The organism is Bartonella sp. HY328, from assembly GCF_025449335.1.
Classification (GTDB): Bacteria; Pseudomonadota; Alphaproteobacteria; order Rhizobiales; family Rhizobiaceae; genus HY038.
In genome coordinates this window covers 2,906,256-2,929,054 of record NZ_CP104883.1, presented here as the reverse complement: position 1 = coordinate 2,929,054, position 22,799 = coordinate 2,906,256, and the positions used below count along the sequence as shown (strand labels likewise).

18 protein-coding genes and 1 other annotated feature are annotated in these 22,799 nt (G+C 42.5%); of the genes, 9 read left to right on the top strand and 9 right to left on the bottom strand.

The window, feature by feature from the left end; genetic code table 11:
* Window positions 1-38 precede the first annotated feature (38 nt).
* Complete coding sequence (locus tag N5852_RS12515; RefSeq protein WP_262098098.1) at window positions 39-875, bottom strand: class I SAM-dependent methyltransferase; 837 nt, start codon at window positions 873-875, stop codon at window positions 39-41.
* 487 nt (window positions 876-1,362) lie between these two features.
* Here N5852_RS12515 and leuB point away from each other — a divergent pair, with 487 nt between their 5' ends.
* Window positions 1,363-2,475 carry a 3-isopropylmalate dehydrogenase gene (leuB, locus tag N5852_RS12510; RefSeq protein ID WP_262098097.1) on the top strand — a complete coding sequence of 371 codons (1,113 nt, stop codon included), beginning with the start codon at window positions 1,363-1,365 and terminating at the stop codon, window positions 2,473-2,475.
* A gap of 43 nt (window positions 2,476-2,518) precedes the next feature.
* Here leuB and N5852_RS12505 read toward each other — a convergent pair whose 3' ends face one another.
* The 3 genes from N5852_RS12505 to N5852_RS12495 all read right to left on the bottom strand — a co-directional run bounded on the left by N5852_RS12505 (window position 2,519) and on the right by N5852_RS12495 (window position 6,152).
* Window positions 2,519-3,373, bottom strand: coding sequence for a universal stress protein (locus N5852_RS12505; protein ID WP_262098096.1), 855 nt, complete (start codon window positions 3,371-3,373; stop codon window positions 2,519-2,521).
* A gap of 121 nt (window positions 3,374-3,494) precedes the next feature.
* On the bottom strand, window positions 3,495-4,988 hold the full coding sequence (locus tag N5852_RS12500) for a SulP family inorganic anion transporter (protein ID WP_262098095.1): 1,494 nt from the start codon (window positions 4,986-4,988) through the stop codon (window positions 3,495-3,497).
* 141 nt (window positions 4,989-5,129) lie between these two features.
* Window positions 5,130-5,181 (bottom strand) — a sequence feature (sul1 is cis-regulatory element that is thought to sense ions involved in sulfur or methionine metabolism; They are found in Alphaproteobacteria).
* Window positions 5,182-5,318: 137 nt separating this feature from the next.
* Window positions 5,319-6,152 (bottom strand): lytic murein transglycosylase, encoded by an 834-nt coding sequence (locus N5852_RS12495; protein ID WP_262098094.1) that lies wholly within the window; start codon window positions 6,150-6,152, stop codon window positions 5,319-5,321.
* Window positions 6,153-6,615: 463 nt separating this feature from the next.
* Between N5852_RS12495 and ffh the strand changes: the two genes are divergently transcribed.
* The 3 genes from ffh (at window position 6,616) to rpsP (ending at window position 8,982) form a co-directional block, all read left to right on the top strand.
* Window positions 6,616-8,172 (top strand): signal recognition particle protein, encoded by a 1,557-nt coding sequence (gene ffh / locus N5852_RS12490; protein WP_182417907.1) that lies wholly within the window; start codon window positions 6,616-6,618, stop codon window positions 8,170-8,172.
* 48 nt (window positions 8,173-8,220) lie between these two features.
* Window positions 8,221-8,523 (top strand): chorismate mutase, encoded by a 303-nt coding sequence (locus N5852_RS12485; RefSeq protein WP_262098093.1) that lies wholly within the window; start codon window positions 8,221-8,223, stop codon window positions 8,521-8,523.
* A 72-nt stretch (window positions 8,524-8,595) separates the two neighbouring features.
* Window positions 8,596-8,982 (top strand): 30S ribosomal protein S16, encoded by a 387-nt coding sequence (gene rpsP, locus N5852_RS12480; protein WP_262098092.1) that lies wholly within the window; start codon window positions 8,596-8,598, stop codon window positions 8,980-8,982.
* 70 nt (window positions 8,983-9,052) lie between these two features.
* Here rpsP and N5852_RS12475 read toward each other — a convergent pair whose 3' ends face one another.
* From N5852_RS12475 to N5852_RS12460, 4 genes are read right to left on the bottom strand one after another with little or no spacing between them, the layout of a single operon-like run.
* Window positions 9,053-10,171, bottom strand: coding sequence for an ABC transporter permease (locus N5852_RS12475; protein WP_262098091.1), 1,119 nt, complete (start codon window positions 10,169-10,171; stop codon window positions 9,053-9,055).
* Complete coding sequence (locus N5852_RS12470) at window positions 10,168-11,271, bottom strand: ABC transporter permease (protein ID WP_262098090.1); 1,104 nt, start codon at window positions 11,269-11,271, stop codon at window positions 10,168-10,170. The genes N5852_RS12475 and N5852_RS12470 overlap by 4 nt, the downstream gene beginning before the upstream one ends.
* Window positions 11,264-12,991, bottom strand: a complete 1,728-nt coding sequence (locus tag N5852_RS12465; protein ID WP_262098089.1) for an ATP-binding cassette domain-containing protein — start codon at window positions 12,989-12,991, stop codon at window positions 11,264-11,266. Before N5852_RS12465 ends, N5852_RS12470 begins: the two co-directional genes overlap by 8 nt.
* Before the next feature lie 7 nt (window positions 12,992-12,998).
* On the bottom strand, window positions 12,999-14,006 hold the full coding sequence (locus tag N5852_RS12460; RefSeq protein WP_262098088.1) for an HlyD family secretion protein: 1,008 nt from the start codon (window positions 14,004-14,006) through the stop codon (window positions 12,999-13,001).
* An 853-nt stretch (window positions 14,007-14,859) separates the two neighbouring features.
* Here N5852_RS12460 and N5852_RS12455 point away from each other — a divergent pair.
* The 5 genes from N5852_RS12455 to N5852_RS12435 all read left to right on the top strand — a co-directional run bounded on the left by N5852_RS12455 (window position 14,860) and on the right by N5852_RS12435 (window position 21,531).
* Window positions 14,860-17,070, top strand: coding sequence for a pseudouridine synthase (locus N5852_RS12455; RefSeq protein WP_262098087.1), 2,211 nt, complete (start codon window positions 14,860-14,862; stop codon window positions 17,068-17,070).
* A complete protein-coding gene (gene rsmD / locus N5852_RS12450; RefSeq protein ID WP_262098086.1) occupies window positions 17,070-17,633 on the top strand; it encodes a 16S rRNA (guanine(966)-N(2))-methyltransferase RsmD in 564 nt (187 codons plus the stop codon). The genes N5852_RS12455 and rsmD overlap by 1 nt, the downstream gene beginning before the upstream one ends.
* A gap of 19 nt (window positions 17,634-17,652) precedes the next feature.
* Window positions 17,653-19,284 (top strand): M16 family metallopeptidase, encoded by a 1,632-nt coding sequence (locus N5852_RS12445; RefSeq protein WP_262098085.1) that lies wholly within the window; start codon window positions 17,653-17,655, stop codon window positions 19,282-19,284.
* 24 nt (window positions 19,285-19,308) lie between these two features.
* Window positions 19,309-20,637: a M16 family metallopeptidase gene (locus N5852_RS12440; RefSeq protein WP_262098084.1), complete on the top strand. Its 1,329-nt coding sequence runs from the start codon at window positions 19,309-19,311 to the stop codon at window positions 20,635-20,637.
* Between the two features lie 63 nt (window positions 20,638-20,700).
* Window positions 20,701-21,531, top strand: coding sequence for a patatin-like phospholipase family protein (locus tag N5852_RS12435; RefSeq protein ID WP_262098083.1), 831 nt, complete (start codon window positions 20,701-20,703; stop codon window positions 21,529-21,531).
* Between the two features lie 19 nt (window positions 21,532-21,550).
* Here N5852_RS12435 and N5852_RS12430 read toward each other — a convergent pair whose 3' ends face one another.
* Complete coding sequence (locus N5852_RS12430; RefSeq protein WP_262098082.1) at window positions 21,551-22,690, bottom strand: benzoate/H(+) symporter BenE family transporter; 1,140 nt, start codon at window positions 22,688-22,690, stop codon at window positions 21,551-21,553.
* Between the last annotated feature and the right edge of the window lie 109 nt (window positions 22,691-22,799).

Here is a 22,799-nt window from a genome sequence, read left to right as displayed (position 1 = left end):
TCATTTAATCATTGGTTTTAATTTTTGTCTTTCACTTATCAAAAAGGCAATATTGGTCTATTTTTTTTGAAAAATTTGAGCCGTGAAACGCCCACCTCTTCATTAGGTGCTTTTAACTTCGTGTTATTATGCTCTAACACTTCTGAATCCACCAATGCTTCTAGTCCTGCAACAACGCGTTTTCCAAGTTCATTATCCGTGGGAATTGCTTTTTTGATAATACATAGGGAGTTAATAAACTGTATAGAATGAATATGTGATAAGGTTTCTTCGCTGATACTTAAATTTAAATCTTTTAAAAAATGTGCTATGGGAGCAGTTCTATTTAATGGAAGGCCCCAATGTTCAAAGTTTACCACATCTATTAATAGTTTTAAGAACTCAATTGCCGAGTGGCGATCTAATAGACCTCCTTCATAATTTTTCCAATAACTGCAATGCAGATCTTCAATAATAAATAGACCACCATCTTTAAGATCGGGAAAATAACTACAAAATGTAGCAATTATGTCAGACGATTTGTGAGAGCCATCATCAATGATAATATCGAATTCTGTGCAAGTTGCGGAAATACGTTCTTTCGTTGAAGGTTTACTTATGTCACCAACCAGCACATTGATTCTAGTATCATCAAACTTCAAATTTGCACATTTGGGATCAATATCACAGCCAAGAATAACGCCGGCATTTTTAAAATATTTGGCCCATATTTCTAGGGAACCACCATTTTGAATCCCCACTTCAAGCATATTGATATCTTTGTCTTGATAGGAACTGAGTTGGTTGTGATAAGTCTTTATATATATAGACCATTTGTCGGATATTTTTCCATTATGATCTGCATATAGCTTAGATAATATATTATCAATTTCCATTTCAGCTCTCTGTGTATTTTGAATAAATTTAAAGTCTAATTCATTGGAAATATTATCAATATCGATTTTGATATGTAAAAATATTATTATTCAAAATATTAAATTTATATATTTTAATATAAAAATTTAAAATTAAAAAACCCGTTTAGAATGACATAGGCTAAAATGAATATCAGATAATTTTAAGCAATCCTAGTTAATAATTGCAATAATTTATAATTTTTTTAAATGAAAAATTAGAATTATTTCAAAGTATATAGCTAAATTTCTAATTTAGCTTTTTCATAAAATTATTATTTGTACGGATCTAATTGTATTTTATATCTTAATAATTGGTGCAGGGTTAAATCGATACGTGCGTGATCAAAATTTTAAGAGGCATATTGTAATTGGTGAAATGCAGTTCTATTGTTGCGCCATATGTATTTGCTTAAAATAAAGCAGATGATCAGTATTTTGTTTAACATTAGCAATTGAGGGTGTCAGAATGGCTGCAAGAAAATTATTTCTCTTACCAGGTGACGGTATTGGTATTGAAACTATGGCCGAGGTGCGTAAAATTATCACCTACATGACCAATGAGCTTGATCTGGATTTCGTTTGCGAAGAGGGGCTTGTTGGCGGATCAGCCTATGACGCCCATGGTGTTGCAATTTCTGATGATGATATGGTGCGCGCATTAAATGCTGATGCGGTTTTATTTGGTGCAGTCGGTGGCCCAAAATGGGATAACGTTCCTTACGACAAACGCCCTGAAGCTGGTCTCCTACGTCTTCGCAAAGATCTTGGCCTTTTTGCCAATTTGCGTCCTGCTATTTGTTATCCAGCCCTTGCTAATGCATCTTCATTAAAGCCCGAATTGGTAGAAGGCCTTGATATTTTAATCGTGCGCGAATTAACTGGTGGTGTTTATTTTGGTGAGCCAAAGGAAATTATTGACCTTGGCAATGGCGAACAACGCGCGATTGATACACAAGTTTATGATACATATGAAATTGAGCGAATTGCAGCAGTAGCATTTGACCTTGCCCGCACACGCGGCAACCGCGTTACTTCAATGGAAAAACGCAATGTCATGAAGTCAGGCGTTTTATGGCATCAAGTGGTCAATGCTACTCATAAAGATCGTTTTAGCGATGTGGTGCTTGAACATATGTTGGCTGATGCTGGCGGCATGCAGCTTGTGCGTGCACCTAAGCAATTTGATGTGATTGTAACCGATAATCTTTTTGGTGATCTTTTATCTGATGTTGCAGCTATGCTCACCGGTTCTCTTGGCATGCTGCCATCAGCTTCGCTTGGTGCGCCGGATGAAAATACTGGTGCTCGCAAGGCTATGTATGAACCAGTGCATGGTTCAGCCCCTGATATTGCTGGTAAAGGTATTGCCAATCCAATTGCGATGATTGCATCTCTTGCTATGTGTCTTCGTTATTCTTTCTCGCTTAATGCAGAAGCTGCTAAGCTTGAAAAAGCAATTTCACGTACATTGGATGATGGTCTTCGCACCAGCGATATTTATTCTGATGGTATGCGTAAAGTTTCCACCAGCGAAATGGGGGATGCAATCCTTAACCATTTCAAGACAATCATTGCTTAATATAGACTTAAAAAGCCTTCGGAATTTTTTTCTGGAGGCTTTTTTAGCTAAAAAGCATAACCGGGATAAGGCAACCACGAATAAGTTCCGTGGTGGTTGAGCCAACAAAAAATTGCTTTAAACGCGAGTGGCTATAAGCGCCCATAATGAGAAGATCAATATTATCTTTTTCAACGCGGTTTTTAATAACTGGACCTGCAGCACCATTAATAATGTCGGCTTTAACATCAAAGCCAGCTGAAACCAGTTTGACCGCTGCTGCATTTAACTTGTCAAAATCCTTATCGTTTTCACTTCCTGCCATAATAAGGTGGCAACTAAGAGATTTAAGCAGCGGCGTTTGACATAGATAGTCAATGGCGCGTTCAATCGCAGCACTTGCATCATAAGACACTAAAAAACTGCTGATTGGTTTAAATTGTCGCGCCGCCAGCAGAGTAGGGTTCTGGTTACTACGTACCACATCTTCAACATTAGAGCCAAGCCGCAGCTTGATAAAATCAGCGCCTTCACCGCGCTTGCCAAGAATAATGTAATCGGCTTTTTTGCCTAAATCCTCCATGACATCAAGTAAAGTGCCATGACGCAAATTCGTGGTTATATTTTGAACGCCACTTTTTTCAAGTCGCTCTTTTGCTTCATCAAGAAGGACACGGCCATGCTTATTAGCAAGCTGTGCGCGTTCCGCGTCAAGGTCAGATAGTTTGTTGAGCAAGGCACTGCGTGCGCCAAGACCGATGGAGCCACTTAAATCAGTTAATTGTTCGTGCGTTTCGCTTTTATCGATAACATGAACAAGCTCGACGGTTGCATCAAGGCGCGTAGCTATCCAACTGGACAAGTCACAAACGCTGGGACCGTAGATGGAGCTGTCAATGAGTGAAAGAATATGGGTCATGATGTGCCCTTTTTAAAAATTTCATTGCGACGCGCTAATAAATTCAAAACATAAAGCATTTATACTTAATATAGAAGTAAAAATGCTTTATTCAATGTAGCTAGTTTAATGGGTGAATTCCCTAGTGTCCAGCCGGTAGTTTACCATTTTCCTTATCATGAACGGCATGTTTTTTGATGATAAGTTCGCTTGCCGTATTCATACCAATCAGCTCCACTTCTGCCCCTTCGCGTCTAAATTTTAGCACAACTTGGTCAATGGCCGTGACAGCGGAAAGATCCCAGATATGAGCGCGTGACACATCAATGATCACCTTATCCAATACTTCTCCAAAATCAAACGCTCGGGCAAATCCTGATACGGATACAAAGAATAATTGCCCGTCAATATGATAGGTACGGCTACGGCCATCATTGCTAAGGTTTGAAGTAATGGTCATCAAGCGGGCAATTTTCCAAGCAAAAAATAGTGCTGACAAAATAACGCCAGCAATAACCCCAATGGCAAGGTTATGGGTGTAAACGACAGCTGCAACCACCACAAGCATAACCAATGAAGACGTTACAGGATTGCGAGGAATGTTTTTAACCGAAGACCATGAAAATGTACCGATAGATACCATGACCATCACGGCGACAAGGGCAGTTGTTGGGATTATCGCCACCAGATCATTCAAAATTAATATGAGAAATAATAAGAATAGGCCGGCAAAGCATGATGAAAGGCGACCGCGTCCACCACTTTTCACGTTGATCATTGATTGACCAATCATGGCGCAGCCTGCCATGCCGCCAAAAAAACCAGTCACCGAATTAGCAATGCCTTGGCCAATACATTCACGGGTTTTATTACCATAAGTATCGGTTAATTCATCAACAATATTGGTGGTCATCAAGGATTCAAGCAAGCCAACAAGAGCAGCCGCCAAAGCATAGGGAAAAATAATAATGAGTGTTTCAAAGGTAAAGGGAACACTTGGAATGGCAAAAACGGGCAAGCTTTCAGGAATATCTCCCATTTGCCCAACCGTCCTTACGTCAAGATTGAGATAATAGGCGGCGGCAGTCAACACGATAATGCAAACCAATGGGGCAGGGATTGCCTTAGTGAGGCGCGGAAAGAGGTAGAGAATAAGCAAGCCAACGCCAACCATGATGAAAGTTAGGGGCTTGGCATTTTGCCCCAGTAATTCTGGCAATTGCGCCATGAAAATCAAAATTGCCAAGGCATTGACAAATCCATTCATCACTGGTTGGGAAATAAAGCGCATTAATGCGCTAATTTTTAGGAGCCCAAATAGCATTTGCAAAAGGCCCGCAAGAATTGTTGCGGCAAAAAGATATTGGACGCCGTGATCCTTGACGAGAACGACAAAAAGCACCGCGACAGCCGCAGTCGCGCCGGAAATCATGCCGGGGCGGCCACCAAAAATAGAGGTTAAAAAACAAATTGAAAAAGCGGCATAAAGACCGACCTTTGGGTCAACGCCAGCAATAAGGGCAAAACCAATCGCTTCAGGAATAAGGGCAAGAGCGACAACCGTGCCGGAAAGCACATCGCCGCGAATATTGCCCAGCCATTCATGACGAATGGTAGCAAAACCACGAGTTTTCAAGTTATGAATCTTTCTATTGGCTTAATTGCACATATAAAACGCGCTACATAAAGCGGCAAAATGCGCTTTGATAAATTATGCTTTAAACCCAAAATGAGAGCATCTTATTGTTTTAAAATAATTTACAAATGCTCTAACAAAATGTTGCCGGGGGATAGGCGCCCGGAATAGCCACCTGAAAAACAGGTCCAACGGATGAAGCTATTTAATACTGATTATTGCCAATTATTCAAGAAAAAAGATACTTTTTTATGCGATAGGATTTAAATGCAAAAATAAAAGGCTCGCACATCACTATGCAAGCCTCTATTTGGTAAAATATTGTATTAATTATTGGCCGTCAATTTGTTTGCCCATAATGGCGATAGCGCGCTGGTAAACCGATGCTTTATTCCAGCCTTCAATGGCCTTAAAATTTGGCTCGCCCTGTTGGTAGCCAAGGCCAGCTTTCCAACCATGGCCTTTAAGGAAATTGGCGGTTGATGCCAAGGCATCTGCACGTGATCGGATCATATCAATATGGCCATTGCCATCACCATCCACGCCATATTTCAAGACATTAACTGGTAGAAACTGTGTTTGGCCAATTTCGCCATGCATAGCGCCGACGGATTTTGGATCAAAATCACCACGATCGACAAGGGTTAAGGCTGCGTAAAGCTGATCAGTAAAGAAATCCGAGCGGCGGCAATCATAAGCAAGGGTTGAAACCGCAGAAAGCGTGTGCTGTTTGCCCATGTAATTGCCAAAACTCGTTTCCATACCCCAAATTGCTAATAATGGACCTGCTGGCACGCCATATTTCTTTTCAATTCGATCAAACAATGCCGCATTTTGCTTCTTTAAAGTTTTTCCGCGGGCAACAATGGTGCTAGATCCGCGTTTTTGCATAAATTGCTCAAGGCTTAATTTAAAAGAATGTTGGTTGCGGTCAGCATTAATGGTGGCTTGTGCATAGCGTACATTGGCAAGAGCATTAAGTGCCTTGCTGCCGTAACCTTTGGCTTTGACGTCTTTAGTTGTTTCACTTAGCCAATTGGCAAAGCCAGCGGATGTATTGCCGCATTTTGGTGACGCCATTGCAGCGGTGGTGCCGATCATAAGGGTTAAACCAAGGGCAGCAATGCTGGCCAGACTAAAGCGGTTGCGCAACAATTTTCTCATTCCTTCATAAATCCTTACTTTAAAAGCTATCAAACAAAGCTTATGGATTGTGTAAGTAATGCCGATTCTTTTGGCTTATATTGCTTACTTTTGCTAAAAATCCATAAAATCTCATGTCAATCCGTTCATAATCTAATAAAATGACAGCAAAACCTTGACAAATGACTAAATATCGTATTCAAACAAACAAAATCTGCAACAAGTTATGACTTGGAGCCACCGACTGGTGCAATTTATAAAAATTGATGCCAGAGGTCCACACCCGACAGCGCGATGCGCCCTCGGGTGCCATTTGCTTTGAAATGTTGTTTAACAATATTGGCATGTGGGTTTGGATTGGGTGTTTCTCAAATATAACATCTGGTTGTGGATAGTTAAGAAGCGCTGGAGCCAGTTTTATAAAAAGAGCTTTTATCATGCTAAGCAGATAAAGCATAAAGCGGCCAACCAGAAAGGGTATTTAATGTTTGAATCATTGCAGGAGCGTTTAAGTTCCATTTTTGATAATCTGACAGGGCGTGGCGCTCTTTCAGAACAAGATGTGACAAGCGCATTGCGCGAAGTGCGCCGTGCCTTGATTGAAGCTGACGTTGCCCTTGATGTTGTGCGCTCCTTTACCGATCGTGTTCGCAATAAAGCCGTTGGCGCAGAGGTTTTAAAATCAATCAAGCCTGGCCAGATGGTGGTCAAGATTGTTCATGACGAGCTCGTGGATATGCTTGGTTCTGAAGGCGTTGGTATTGATTTAAATGCGCCTTCACCAGTTGTTATTATGATGGTTGGTTTGCAAGGTTCTGGTAAAACCACCACATCAGCAAAAATTGCAAAACGCCTTACCGATAAGCAGGGCAAAAAAGTGTTGATGGCTTCGCTTGATACACGTCGTCCAGCCGCGCAAGAACAATTGCGTCAATTGGGCGAGCAAACAGGCGTTGCGACCTTGCCTATTATTAACGGTCAATCACCAGTTGATATTGCATCGCGTGCAGTCCAAGCAGCCCGTCTTGGCGGACATGATGTGGTGATTCTTGATACTGCTGGTCGTACCCATATTGATGAGCCATTAATGGTGGAAATGGCCGAGATCAAGGCCAAGTCTGCGCCCCATGAAATTTTGCTGGTTGCCGATAGTTTAACTGGTCAAGATGCAGTTAATCTTGCGCGCTCATTTGATGAGCGTGTTGGTATTACTGGTATCGTCCTTACCCGTATGGATGGTGATGGTCGCGGTGGTGCGGCGCTTTCGATGCGTGCTGTGACTGGTAAACCAATTAAAGCCATTGCCACTGGCGAAAAAATGGATGCTTTGGAAGAGTTTCATCCAAAGCGTATTGCTGACCGCATTTTGGGCATGGGCGATATTGTATCGCTGGTTGAAAAAGCTGCCGAGCATATTGATGCTGAGCGTGCGGCTGCCATGGCCAAAAAAATGCAGGCTGGCAAGTTTGATCTTAATGATCTTGCCGAGCAAATTGGCCAAATGAAAAAAATGGGCGGCATGGGCGGCATTATGGGTATGATGCCTGGGATGGGCAAAATGAAGGACCAAATGGCTGCCGCTGGTTTTGATGAAAATATTTTTAATCGGCAATTGGCGATCATTTCTTCAATGACCAAGCAAGAACGCGCTAATCCTGATATTTTGAAGCATAGCCGTAAACAGCGTATCGCCAAGGGTTCAGGAACATCTGCTGCTGATATCAACAAGTTGTTAAAAATGCATCGTGGTATGGCTGATATGATGAAAGCCATGGGCGGCAAAGGTGGTGGTGGCATGATGAAACGCCTTATGGGTGGGCTTGGTAGCAAGCTTGGCCTTGGCGGTGGTATGCCCGATCTTGGTTCTCTTGACCCTAAGCAGTTGGAAGCATTGCAAAAGCAGGCAGAAGCTGCAGGTCTTGGTAAAAATAGCGGTTTACCTAATTTGGGTGGTAAAGCCGGTGGTTTGCCCGGCCTTGGCGGTTTGCCAAAGCCAGGTGGTCTTCCAGGGCTTGGCGGTGGTTTGCCTAAAAAGAAATAAGCCACTTTAACGCGAAGTTTTAATACAAGAAAATGAAAGGCAAAGACCATGAGTGAGAATGAAATTCCTGCAGAACTCGCAAGTCTTAGAGCATCAATTGATAATTTTGATGCCGCGCTTATTCATATTCTTGCCGAGCGTTTTCGGTGCACTAAAGCAGTTGGGGTTTTAAAGGCAGAGCGCAATTTACCTGCCGCTGACCCGAACCGCGAAAAAAGACAGATTGAACGTTTGCGTAAATTAGCTGAAGAATCACACCTTGATCCTGATTTTGCGGAAAAGTTTTTAAATTTCATCGTGCGTGAAGTAATTCGTCATCATGAAGATACCGCTGCCCGTATTGGCGGCTAAACAACACTTTCGATTATGTCGAAAAATATTACGAGCTGCCGGCCAACCGGCGATCTATAACAGGAGAATATAATGTCTTTAAAAATTCGTTTGGCCCGTGCAGGTTCAAAAAAGCGTCCTTACTACCATATCGTAGTAGCTGATGTTCGTAGCCCACGCGATGGCCGTTTCATTGAAAAAGTTGGTGCATGGAATCCTATGCTTCCTAAGGATGGCGAGCGCGTTCAATTGGTAACAGAGCGCATTCAACATTGGATTTCACAAGGCGCACAGCCAACAGATCGCGTTCTTCGTTTCTTGAACGATGCTGGTCTTGCAAAGCGTGATGCCCGTAGCAATCCTAAAAAAGGTGAGCCAGGTAAAAAAGCTGTTGAGCGTATTGCAATGGCGAAACAAGCTGAAGAAGACGCAGCAGCAAAAGCTGCTGCTGCCGCAGAAGCTGCTGCAACAGCTGAATAATTTATATTATTTTATAAAAAACCCGCTTGAGAGATCAAGCGGGTTTTTTTATTGTCTATTTTTACGTTTGTTATTCTAACCGCCTGCGGAAAAGAATGGAAGCTGAACTAAGGGTAATTGCCGCAATAACCAGCATCGGCCAAGTTTGCCAAATTATTTCGATAATTGGTATATCTTTTAAAAATATTCCGCGAACAATGATAAGATAATAACGTAGCGGATTAATATAGGTAATATTTTGTAGCCATTCGGGCATATTTTCGAGCGGCGTTGCAAAGCCCGATAATAGCATTGCTGGCACCAAAAACATAAAAGCCCCTAAAATTGCTTGTTGTTGGGTACGTGCCATGGCTGATATGAACAAGCCGATCCCCGCAACGGCTAACAAAAATATAATACCAGTTATAAGTAAGGCTATAAGTGAACCGCGCATGGGCACGTGGAAGACAATTAAGGCAACCGCAACAAATAGGCAAAGTTGAAAAAAACCAATAATCATCGGTGGAATGGTTTTACCAATGAGTATTTCATGCGCTTTGAGGGGCGAGACTAGCAATTGGTCAAAAGTGCCATTTTCGCGCTCGCGGGCAATAGATAAGGCGGTGACACTAACACCAATCAAGAGCGCAATACTAGCAACGAGATTGGGTACGAGAAACCATTGAAAGACTAGGTTTTGATTAAACCAGTAAAGTGGTTTGGTTTCTGGAAGTTTTTGTAGTATTCGCCGTTCAATTGCAATTTCTTGGTTAATACCATTGATTATTTCATTTAAATAGCCATAGACTATCTGAGTTGTATTGGATTTTCTTCCATCAAGAATAAGTTGTACCTGTCCAGGTAACCGTTGGTCTATACGTCTTGAAAAATCATTGTTAAAAATAACTGCACCAGCTATTTTCTGCTCATCAATTAATCGATCAATTTCCGCAAAACTATTGACCGGTTGAATTTGGCGAATTGTAGGCTTAGCCGCGCGTATCCGCTCTATTACTTCCGCTGAATGATACCCACTATCGTAATTCAATACTGCAAGATCAACGTTGCGGACATCTAACGTTGCAGCAGTTGAAAAAATAAATAATTGAAAAAGTGGTGGCCCTAAAAGTACAAATCGGCTTTTTCGGTCATGTAAAATTGCTAAAAGCTCTTTAATGATGAGGGCTTTTATTCTTAACCATGCTCTCATCCTATTTGCTTTCTTGTGGTCTTATTGGCAAGAAAAAAGAAAACTGCCCCCAATAGCAGCAGACTTAAGATATCCATAATAAAAATGTGCCAAATATTGCCAGCTAAAAATATGGTCTGTAGCGATGGAATGAGATAACGCGCTGGTACAATTGCCGTGATCCATTGAACCCAATCTGGCATAGAGCCAATATCAAAAATAAAACCTGATAAAAGCATGGCGGGTAAAAATCCGGTTAAAATGGCAATTTGTGAAGCAACAAACTGATTTTTTGAAATTGCTGAAATCAGTAAGCCTTGACCAAGGGCAGGAATAAGAAAGGCTGATGAAATAAGATAAAAAGCAGTTAAAGAGCCGCGAAAGGGCACATGGAAAAGCTGAGTTGCAAACAAGAGGCAAAGACTAACCGATAAAAGACCGAGGAAAAAATAAGGAATAAGCTTTCCGGCCAAAAATTCGGCCATGCTAACAGGGGTTGCCATAATTGCCTCCATCGTGCCGCGTTCCCATTCGCGTGATACTACAAGCGAGGTGAGTAAAGTACCAACAAGCGCCATAATGATTGCAATAGAGCCTGGAATTAGAAAAAATCGACTGGTCACATCAGGGTTGAAACGAAATCTTGGCTCGATAATGATTGATGGGTTAAGTCCGCCTTGTTGGGCGCTCCAAGTGGCAATTAGCCCTTCAGAATAATTTTTAAGAAAATTTGCTGTATTGGGATCAGAACCATCAATAATAATCTGAATGTCACTAAGTCTTCCCTGCGCCAAGGCATTTTGAAAGCTCGCTGGTATAATGATGATGCCTTTAATATGACCAATAGTTAAGAGATCATCCAATTGGCGCCGGTCAAAACCGGTTGCAATGTCAAAAAATTGCGATGCGTTAAAACTGGCAACCAAACCTTTGGTTAATGCAGATGGGTTTTCATCAACAATACCAATTTTCATACGATTGGGGTCAAGGGAAAAGCCGTAGCCAAAGATTAATAGCAATAGAATTGGAAAAATGAATGCAATCATGATGCTACTTGGATCACGTATGATCTGTAAGATTTCCTTGTAAATTAATGATAGAAATCGTCGTAATTTAATCATTGCGCAAACCTTTTTGATCGCTAGAAGCAAGAATAAGCGCAATAAATGTATCTTCCATACTAGGATTGGGTAGGGTTTTCGTCGCGATTTGGCGTTTTAATTCGTGAGGTGCGCCAAGTGCAATGGTGCGTCCTTCATAAATTAACGCGATACGGTCGCAATACTCCGCTTCTTCCATGAAGTGGGTGGTAACTAGTACGCTAATACCTTTTTCGGCAATGCCGTTTATATGGTTCCAAAATTCGCGCCGCGTTAGCGGATCAACACCAGAGGTTGGCTCATCAAGAAAAAGCGCTTGCGGTTGATGCATAAGACAAGCAGCAAGTGATAGCCGCTGCCTTAAACCGGGAGGTAAGCTGCCTGCAATTTGTTTGCGATAGTCGCTAAGAGAAAATACATCAAGCATTAATTCTCGTTGCTTACGCGCCGCCTTTTTATCAAGCCCATAAATTCCAGCATAAAAATTTAAATTTTGTTCAACATCAAGATCTTTATACAGGGAAAATTTTTGTGCCATATAGCCAATGTGATTTCGAGCTTTTGAGCCATGTTTGCGCAAATCATAGCCAACGACAAAGCCTTTTCCAGCACTTGGTTTTAATAGGCCACATAGCATTTTGAATGTGGTAGATTTTCCTGCGCCATTAGGGCCAAGAAGTCCAAAAATTTCGCCCCGCTTAATTGTAAAAGAAATATTTTGTGCAGCTTTAAATGAACCAAAATTTTTGGATAATTGCTCAGCTTCAATAATAGGGCCATCATAGGCGGCAGCTTCATTAAGAGCACCTGCAATGGGAGAAATACGGTTTTTAATGCCACCAAGCAAATCAATATAGGCATCACCAAAATGAGCGGATGTCACTGTAGCTATAATCGTGCCAAAAAAAGCATGAATAATACCTTGTAGCGCGTTCGCATTTTTTAATAAAATCCGAATGAGATGGCCTTGGATATTTATATCTTCAATGGCATCAAAACTTGATAATTTTTGCAATAATTGCCGTTTTGGCATAGTGCCTGAAATCTGGAAAACACGATTTTTTACGCGGTGAATAAGGCTTTGAGGAGCGCCTGAATAGATTAACCTTCCCTTGTCTAATATAAGTATTTCATCGCATTGGGCTGCTTCATCCAGATAGGCTGTTGCCCATAATATAGTTGTTCCAGCTTGAGCAAGCTGTTGGGCAAGTGCCCACAGGTCGCGCCGTGCAATTGGATCAACACCAACGCCGGGTTCGTCAAGTAATAGAATTGGCGGTCGTGTAATTAAAGCGCAAGCAAGTGCTAATTTTTGCTTCATGCCACCCGATAAATGCCCAACCAATCGATCTTGAAATTGGTTAAGCATGGTTAGTTGTAATAGATGTGCAAATATAGCGGGTTGCTGCGCTGCAGGAAGGCCTTTTAAATTGGCATATAATTTCAAGTTTTCAAGCACGGATAAGTCTTCGTAAAGACCAAATTGTTGCGGCATGTAACCAATTTTATCACCTAATAAGTGGCTGTTTTTATCAATATTTTGCCCAAAAATAAAAATTTTGCCCGCATTAGGGCTCATTAATCCAGCTACATGGCGCAATAAGGTGGTTTTTCCAGAGCCGTCAGGCCCAAGAATGCCGGTAATAAATCCTGGTTTTATCGCAGCACTTATACCATCCAGCGCGAGATTATTGACAAACTTTTTGGAAATTCCATCAATAACAATAATAGGTTTTGCCATAATCTGCCTATTGCATATCAGCAAGGTTTTGCCCTGCAATAGGTGATGTAATCGTAACGGGCATACCTTGTTGCAGCCCCGTTTCATCTGCTGCAACGGTTACCCAAAAACGATAAACTAAGTTGCTTCGCAATTGTGGTGTTTCAACAGTTTTAGGCGTAAATTCTGCGGTTGAAGAAATAAAACCAATGGTACCCTTATATTGTTTGTCGGGGAAACTGTCATTTTGAATATAAACAGTTTGACCAAGTTGGATTTTACCAAGATCTGGTTCACCAATATAGCCACGTACTCGTAAAGGAGTAGTAAGCGATAGGATATAAATCGGCTCGCCAGTTGCAATTATTGCACCAGGTTCTTTGACGCGCGAGCGAATAATGCCACTTGCTGGTGCAATCAGTTTTGCATCCTTAACCGCAGTGAGTGCTGATTGTTGATTGGCTTTGGCTGCTGCAAGTTGTGCTTTGGCTGCATTAATGTCTTCTGGGCGTGACCCTTCCGTCAATATACGAAGGGCAGCTTCTGCGGCTTCAAGGTTGGCCTTTGCCATATCGCGTTGGGCAATTGCTTGTTCAAGAATTGCACGAGATGCCGTTTTTTCTTCATGTAATGTTAATGTGCGTGCAAGGACTTGGTCAGCGTTAAGTAAATCAGCTTGGCGTGCTTTGGTAATAGCAATCGCTTGATCAATTTCTGATTGTCTTGCGCCGGCGACCAGTTTTTCAAGGCTAGCGGTGTAGCTATCTACTTCTGCCGTTGCTGATGCAAGCTTTTCGCGGTAGGGGGTGTCATCAAGAACGGCAATTTCTTCACCTTTTTCAACACGGTCTCCCTCCTCGGAATGTACAATTGAAAGTTGGCCCGATATGCGCAAAGCAAGTGCAACCTCACGAATATCAACATTGCCGTACAAAGTTAGGGCTTGTGGTTGGTTGGAGTGCATTATAAAAAAGGCTGTTGATGAGCCTAAAGCTATCACAATGAAAGCACATAAAGCAATTAACCAATGTTTCATTATCCATTCCTCATATGATAAGCCACGCAGTATTGGTTTCATGAGGGAGAAAAATTTTTTTAAATATTTTTGATTTTTAAAATATATTATTAGTTTATTCTAATTGGTTTATGTATAGATAGTAAGTTTAATAAAAATTATTTCCCGCGTAATTTTTTTACTTTATGAATTTTTATTTTTCAAGGGAATATTTATAATAAAATAATTTTTTTATTATTATATTTACATTGATATGTTTGCCTAGGGTTTCAAGGTAAAGATCTTTATATTTCTATTGCTGTGCCTATAATTACTAAAATAGAGCAGGTCGATAATAATGCGATGGAGTAAGGTTGAAATAGATCTAAGCAAATAGATTGACTGGAATCGACCAATTCGAATGTGGCGATTAAGCGATTTTATTTGCATTTGGTGATTGGTGGAAGATATTATTGAAGTTGGATTATCATAGATTGATAAAATCACATAAATTTTCAAGAAAACTTAATTGATTATAACTCGTGCTATTGGCGATTTTTTTAAATTGTGTTACTTTCGCTGGTAAGAGCAAAGGGTTATGGCATTTTGTTCCATAGGATGCTGGCTTTAGAGTGAAAGCAGATCTAATAAAAACTAATTGGAGCTACCTATATCTGCTATTGAGGATAGTTTTTTTAAGAAAACGCTTAAAAAGCTAATCTTTGTCAGAAAATAGGTTTAGTTGGTAATTTGTAATAATTTGGGCTGCGTACAATTCCAATTGACTGACTGGATTTGTAAAACTTGCAAATTCGTTTGTTCCATCCCCGTTCGAAGACAAGAATAGAACTAACTTGACGTAGTGATTACGTGCTGTATTTGAGGTATTATATATATGAATGACAATGGTCATGAGGGGCGTAAGCCACCTTTTTCACGTGGAAAAGGTCGTGATGAAGGCAAGCCTTCTTTTAATAAGTCTGAGGACCGTGGTTTTAAAAAGCCAGGTGGAAGTCGTTTTGGAAAAGATAATGAGCGTTCGGGCAGCTTTGGTGCAGGGCGGAGCCGCGATGCTGGTGGTTTTGGCAAGCGTGATTTTGACAAGAAGAGCGCTGTGCATGTAGCCGAAGAAGATGATGGCGGTTCACGCATAGCTAAAAGACTAGCGCGCGCTGGCATTGCTTCTCGTCGTGAAGCTGAAAGCATGATTGCTGCGGGTCGCGTATCGGTTAACGGCAAGGTGCTTGATAGTCCGGCAGTTAATGTTACAAAAACCGATGTTATCAAGGTTGATGGCCGTCCTTTGCAACAGGCAGAACGCACTCGCCTTTGGCTTTATCATAAGCCTGCTGGTTTGGTGACAACCAACCGTGATCCAGAGGGTCGTTCAACAGTATTTGATAATTTACCTGAAGAAATGCCGCGTGTATTATCCGTTGGCCGTTTGGACATTAATACTGAAGGTTTGCTTTTGCTCACCAATGATGGTGGTCTTGCGCGCGTTCTTGAATTGCCAGCAACCGGATGGGTGCGCCGCTATCGCGTGCGCGTTCACGGTAGTGTAACCCAAGCACAGCTTGATGGACTTAAAAACGGTGTGGCCGTTGATGGCGTATTCTACGGCGCAGTTGAAGCAACGATTGAGCGCGAGCAGGGAAGTAATCTTTGGCTTGCTGTGTCGCTGCGTGAAGGTAAAAACCGTGAAGTTAAGAATATTCTTGGCTCACTCGGTTTGAGTGTTACGCGTCTTATCCGCATTTCTTTTGGCCCATTCCAGCTTGGTGAATTAGACACTGGAATGGTTCTTGAAGTGAAAGGGCGCACATTGCGCGATCAATTAGGCGATCGTTTGATTGAAGAAGCCAATGCCGACTTTGATGGCCCTGTTTTAAATCCGTTTTCTAACAAGCCTGTGTCCGGCGCAAGTAATTCATCTGCAAATAGTGATGATGATGGTTGGATTGCTTCATCCGATGCACCAGCGCCTCGCAGAGGTGGTTTTAAAGGCCGTTTTGGCAAAGATGACCGTGGTGACAGGGGCGAGCGAGGGGATCGTGGTTTTTCCCGTGATCGTGGCGATAGCAAATTTTCAGAGCCACGCGAAAAGCGTTCTTTTGGTGATAAGGGCTTCAAGGATAAAGGCTTTAAAGGCAAAGATTTTAAAGATAAAGGATTTGGCGCAAAGGGTGCAGAAGGTGAAAAGCCTGACGTAAACGAAAAACGTAAAAATCGCTCCGTTAATGTTTGGATGGCGCCAGGTGCCCGCCCTACAAAGACACGTATTGAAAAAACCTATCCGCGTGATGGCGAAAATCGTGCAAGAGACGGTCGCAGTGGTGATGATCGTCGCCCAAGCTATAACCGTGATGGTGATAATCGCAGCGGCGAAAACCGTGGTGGCGGAGATCGTCGCCCGAGCTTTAACCGTGATGGTGATAATCGCAGCGGCGAAAACCGTGGTAGCGGAGATCGTCGCCCAAGCTATAACCGTGATGGTGGTAATCGCAGCGGCGAAAACCGTGGTGGCGGAGATCGTCGTCCACGTTTTAATCGAGATGGTGATAATCGCAGCAGCGAAAACCGTGGTGGCGGAGATCGTCGTCCAAGCTATAACCGTGATGGTGATAATCGCAGCGGCGAAAACCGTAGTGGCGGAGATCGTCGCCCAAGCTATAACCGTGATGGTGGTAATCGCAGCGGCGAAAACCGTGGTAGCGGAGATCGTCGCCCAAGCTATAACCGCGATGGCGATAATCGCAGCGGCGAAAACCGTAGTGGCAGAGATCGTCGCCCAAGCTATAACCGCGATGGTGGTAATCGCAGCAGCGAAAACCGTGGTGGCGGAGATCGTCGCCCAAGCTATAACCGTGATGGTGGTAATCGCAGCGGCGAAAACCGTGGTGGCGGAGATCGTCGCCCAAGCTATAACCGTGATGGTGGTAATCGCAGCGGCGAAAACCATAGTGGCGGAGATCGCCGTTCATCAAATGGTGGTAAACCATTTGGCGGTAATAAGTCTTTTGATAAATCATCGCGCCCAAGCGGTGGTCGTCCCTATAAAAGTGATGGACCTCGTTCAAGGCCGCGTGGTGGAGATAATAAATAATGCGTATCGTCGCAGGTCGTTTGAGTGGCAGGTCTCTTGCCACTCCTAAGGGGCATGATATTCGCCCAACTACTGATCGTACACGCGAAAGTCTTTTTAATATTTTAAATCATGGGCTTTCCTTCACTTTTGAAGGAAAGCGCGTGCTTGATTTATTTGCAGGCACAGGCGCTTTGGGTTTTGAAGCGCTGTCACGCGGAGCAAAAGCGGGTGTTTTTGTCGAGCAATCGGTGGAAGGGCGCGGCCTTATCCAAAAAAATATAGAAGAATTTGCTTTGACAGGTTCAGCACGTATTTTGCGCCGAGATGCAACACAGCTTGGCGAAATTGGTACGATGCAGCCTTTTCATCTGGTTTTTGCCGATCCACCTTATGGCAAAGGTTTAGGAGAAAAGGCCTTTGTTAGTGCAATGGAAGGTGGCTGGCTTCATAATGATGCCATTATTGTGCTTGAAGAAACAAAGGAAGCAATTGTAAGTTTGCCAGCCAATTTTAGGTTGGTTGATGAACGTGGCTATGGCAATACAGTCATTCGACTTTATGAATTTATGCAAATTAGTTAGTTTTAAAAAGAGGTAAAGCGTGTCGGGAAAATTTACCAAACTTGCTCTAACTGCGTTTATGGCACTATCTCTTGGTGCCTCAACAGCTCTAGCAAGCAATATTAATGCACCATTAACCATTGCTGCAAATGCCGTTAATAATCCTATTTTGGGGCAGCAAAGTGATAGAATAAGTCAGGTAAACGAACCGGCAACGGGTGCACCATCTAGCACCGCACCTTTGGTTGAGAACGCGCCAAATGCAGTTGAAACCAATCAACAAACTAAACCAAGTCAATCTGATCAATCTCAACAGGTTTTACCAGATATTGAAAAAATCGGTGATGCTTATCGTTTTACCCTAGAAAATGGTTTGCAGGTTATTGTTTTACCTAATCATCGCGCACCCGTCATCACCCAAATGGTTTGGTATCGCGCTGGATCAGCCGATGAAAATCCGGGTACGACAGGCATTGCCCATTTCCTTGAACACTTAATGTTTAAGGGCACGAAGACCTATCCAGGCGATGAGTTTAACCAGACTGTTTCGCGTCTTGGTGGCCAGCAAAATGCTTTTACCTCTTATGATTATACTGCCTATTTTCAAAGTGTTGCATCGCAATATATTGAAGAAATGATGAAGCGTGAAGCTGATCGCATGTTGAACCTTGTTCTAAGTGAAGATGATATTAAATCGGAGCGTCAGGTTATCATTGAGGAACGGCGCATGCGTACCGATAGTAGTCCTGCTGCTATGTTATCAGAAGAAAGCAATGCGACATTATTTTTAAATAGTCCCTATCATAACCCAGTTATTGGCTGGAAGCAGGAAATGGAGACTTTAAGTCGCGAAGATGCGATTAACTTCTATCATAAATTTTATACCCCTAATAATGCAACGCTTATTTTAGCGGGCGATATCACGCCCGAAAAAGCGCGTGAATTGAGCCTTGCAACTTTTGGCAAGTTAGAAAAACGCTCAAGCCCACCCCAAAAGCGTATTCGCCCACAAGAACCAGTTAGCCGTACCCAGCGTGTTGTGACGATGCGCGATCCGCGCGTTAGCAATGAAAGTTTCCAACATTTATGGGTTGTGCCGTCCTATAATAATGCCGAAGCTGGACAGGCTGAAGCCTTGGATCTTCTTGGTGAGATTTTGGGTGGATCACAACGCTCGCGCCTTTATACTAAATTTGTGGTGCAAGAAGGCAAGGCAGCATCAGTTGGTAGTGGCTATAGTGGTGTAAGTGTTGATGATGGCATATTCTATGTTTATGCTATGCCGCGCAACAATACCACTCTTGAAGAGTTACAGCGCGAGATTAATGATGTCATTGCTGATATTGCCAAGAACGGCGTAAGCGAGGCTGAGCTTAATCAAGCTCGTGAGCGGTTTATCCGAGCCATTATCTATTCGCAAGATAGTCCATCAGGGTTAGCGAAAATTTATGGAGCAGCCTTATCAACAGGGCAAACATTGGAAACAATCCATGAATGGCCAGAGCGACTTAAAAAAGTAACTCCCGAGGCAATTAAAGAAGCAGCCAAAGCCTATCTTGATGAAGATAAGGGTGTTGTCAGTTACTTATTGCCACCAAAAGGTGAAAAACCGAGTGAAGATGCAACACCAGCTGCTCCTGCGATGGGTACTGATGAGAGCGAACAGCAATAGCTTTTGGCAATAAGGGATATTCCGATGAAAAATAAATTAAAAAATAGTTTTTTGAATTATCTATCTGTCATAATTGGCTGTTGCTTGGTTGTATTTTCAGCGTTTGCTGCCCATGCTATTGAAATTAAGGAAGTTACCTCGCCAAAAGGTATCAAATTATGGCTGGTGGAAGATCAAAGCGTGCCGCTTGTTGCCTTACAATTTTCTTGGGTTGGTGGTACAACACAAGATCCTGAGGGCAAAGAAGGACTGGTCAATTTGATGAGTGGTCTGTTTGAAGAGGGAGCAGGAGATCTTAAATCACTTGAATATCAGGCAAAACTTGATGATATTGGCGCAGATATCGCTTTTGATGCAAATAGAGATAAAATAAGTGGCTCTTTACGGGTTTTGGAGCAAAATCGCGATGAAGCGATTAATTTTTTGAAGTTAGCGCTCGATAAACCACGTTTTGACCAAGATGCAATTGATCGTATTCGTGAGCAAATTGTTACGTCTATTAAAGGCTCTGAGCGCGATCCAATGACCATCGGCCAAAATAAATTTAATGCAATGCTCTATGGCAAACATCCCTATAGCCGCCGAGGTGAAGGAACGATTGATAGTTTAGCCAAGATTAATCGTGATGATATTATCGCGGCTCATAAAAATATTTTGGCACGCGATAATCTAAAAATTGGGCTTGTTGGCCCGATTAATGAGCAACAAGCTGGTGAATTGGTAGATAAATTATTCGGGGATTTACCAGAAAAGGCTACTTTGATTGAAATTCCTGATGCACAATTGCAGCTTGGTGGTATGACCAATGTTAATTATGACTTGCCGCAAACAACACTGGCTTTGGTTTATCCAGGCATCAAGCGTTCAGATAAGGATTTTTTTGCAGCATATCTTATGAATGATATTCTTGGTGGCTCTGGTTTAACGTCGCGGCTATTTGCCGAGGTACGTGATAAGCGCGGCCTTGCCTATGGTGTATCAAGTAATCTTGTCAATTACGATCATGCGGCCGCGCTGACGATTTCAACCGCAACACGGGCAGAAAAGGCAGAAGAATCGTTAAAAACGATCCGCAACGAGATTAAAAATCTGGTGGAAAATAATATTACCGCAGATGAACTAAAAAATGCCAAGAGTTTTGTGGTTGGGTCTTATGCGGTGAATAATCTCTCTTCTTCATCGTCTATTGCATCGGTGTTGGTCGGTCTTCAGCAAGAAAACTTGCCAATTGACTACATTGAAAAACGTGCAGACTTGATCAATGGGGTAACTTTGGATGATGTTCACGAGGTTGCAAAAAAGATTTTTAAAGATGAACCAGCCTTACTTGTTGTTGGACCAATGAAAAATTAATGATGAACCCGCTTTTAAAAGCGGGTTTTTTATTACTTATATTTACTATTTAACGGGGTTTATATGTCGGGCAGTGAAAGAATTGGGCTAGCACTAGGCGGTGGTGGTGCAAGAGGGATGGGTCATATTCCTATCATCATGGCGATGGAAGAACTTGGTTTAACGCCTTCGCGCATTGCTGGAACATCTATTGGTGGCTTGGTTGGGGCAGCGCTTGCTAGTGGTATGAGCGGCGGTGATTTACAAGATTATTTTTTGAAAACCTTTTGTAAAATTGGCGATGTTGCTGCAACTTTATGGTCAATTCGCCCAATGAGTTTTCAGGAATTACGGCGGCGTGGTTTAAGATTATCCCAATTTAGTCTTGAGGAGATATTGCGGGGCTTTTTGCCCGATTGTGTGCCTTTTGATTTTGCGCAATTACAAATCCCTTTATCGGTTGTCGCAGCCGATATTTTATCAGGCGAAATGGTGGTGATGAATGATGGTGATTTACGCTCCGCTATTTCAGCGTCAGCTGCATTGCCGGGTATATTTGCACCGGTGCGCCGTGATGGTTATTTGCTGGTTGATGGCGCGGTTTGCAATCCTGTTCCAGTCGATTGTATTGGCGATGATGTTGATAAGATAATTGCCATTGATATTATAGGTTTTGAAGAAAACCTTCATATGGATAAAAAGCCATCAACCCTTGAAACCTTGTTTGCGGCTAATATGATTTCACAGCGCTCGTTAATGAATACGCGGTTTTTAGCCGTAAAACCCGATCTTGTTCTTGTGCCGCCAGTTGCTGGTATTTATGTCCTTGATTTTATGAGTGCAAAAAAAATCTTCGAGCGCGTCATACCCTATAAGGAAGAAGCAAAACGCCAGATTGCTACGCTTTTTGATTAAGTGAGCGATAGGTGAGCAATTAATGCTTTGGCTCGCCAATAATATAGATGATAAGACCAGCCATTAAGGCCCAAAACGGCGCACCAATGCTAAATATCGAGATATTGGATGCGGTTATTGCAAAGGTTATAATAGCAGCAATGCGTTGGCGATCAATAATGAGTGCTTGGGTTAACGCACCGCTAAAGGCACCCAAAAGGGCAAGGCCAGATATAAGGACAATGAGGGCTGCAGGCAGGGACGCAAAAACCGCAACGAGTGATGCACTAAAAATGGCAAAAATCAAATAAAAGCCAGCATAGGCAATGCCGGAGTACCATCTTGTTTTAGGATCTTTTCCTGCATCCCAACCTGTGCAAATTGCTGCTGAAATAGCGGCAAGATTGGTGGATGAGGCACATAAAAATGCCGAAATCAGCGAAAAAATACCGGTTACACTAAGACAAGATTTGATAGGCGGCTCAAATCCACTAGCACGTAACACAGCAAAGCCTGGAAGATTTTGCGATGCCATGGTGACGAGATAAAGCGGGAGCGCAAGGCCGATAAGCGCATTCCATTGGAAGCTCGGTATGCTAAAATCAAGTGAAGATAGTTGCAATGGTGGTATGGTATTAATGTTACCGCTGATGCTGGCATAGATAAGGCCTGCAATTAAAACAATGAGCACCGCAAAAGATGGCTGAAAGCGTCGAACCGTAAAAAAGAGAATAATAAGCGGTAATACAAAAGCGGTATCACTACCCATTAAGGCCATGGCTTTTATAATAAAGCTAAGCAAAACGCCTGCAAGCATGCCTGAAGAAATACCAGCAGGAATATGATTAAGAGCAAGCGATAAGGGTTTTATGAAGGCTGTGAGCGTTATAGCAAGGGCGCAACATATAAAGGCACCAGTCGCCTGCGCCATATCATAACCTGATGTTGCGCCAATTAAAGCAAGGCCTGGAGTTGACCAAGCGGTGATGATTGGCATGCGGTAACGCCAAGATAAAAAAAACGATGACAAAGCAATCGCAAGACAGAGCGCACTAACCCAGCTAACGATTTGGCTTGGTGTTGCGCCGACGATTGTTGCAGCATGGATTAAAATGGCCAAAGTGCCACCAAAACCGACAATTGCAGCAATGAAGCCCGCACTTATATGAGATAGGCGCAATTTTCACCTCAATATTTGTTGGCTCATTAGAGCCCATTTCGATCTGATTGGATCAGATCCACGCTCTAATTCATTGTTTACACAGCGTTTTTTGTCCGAAAACCGCTTC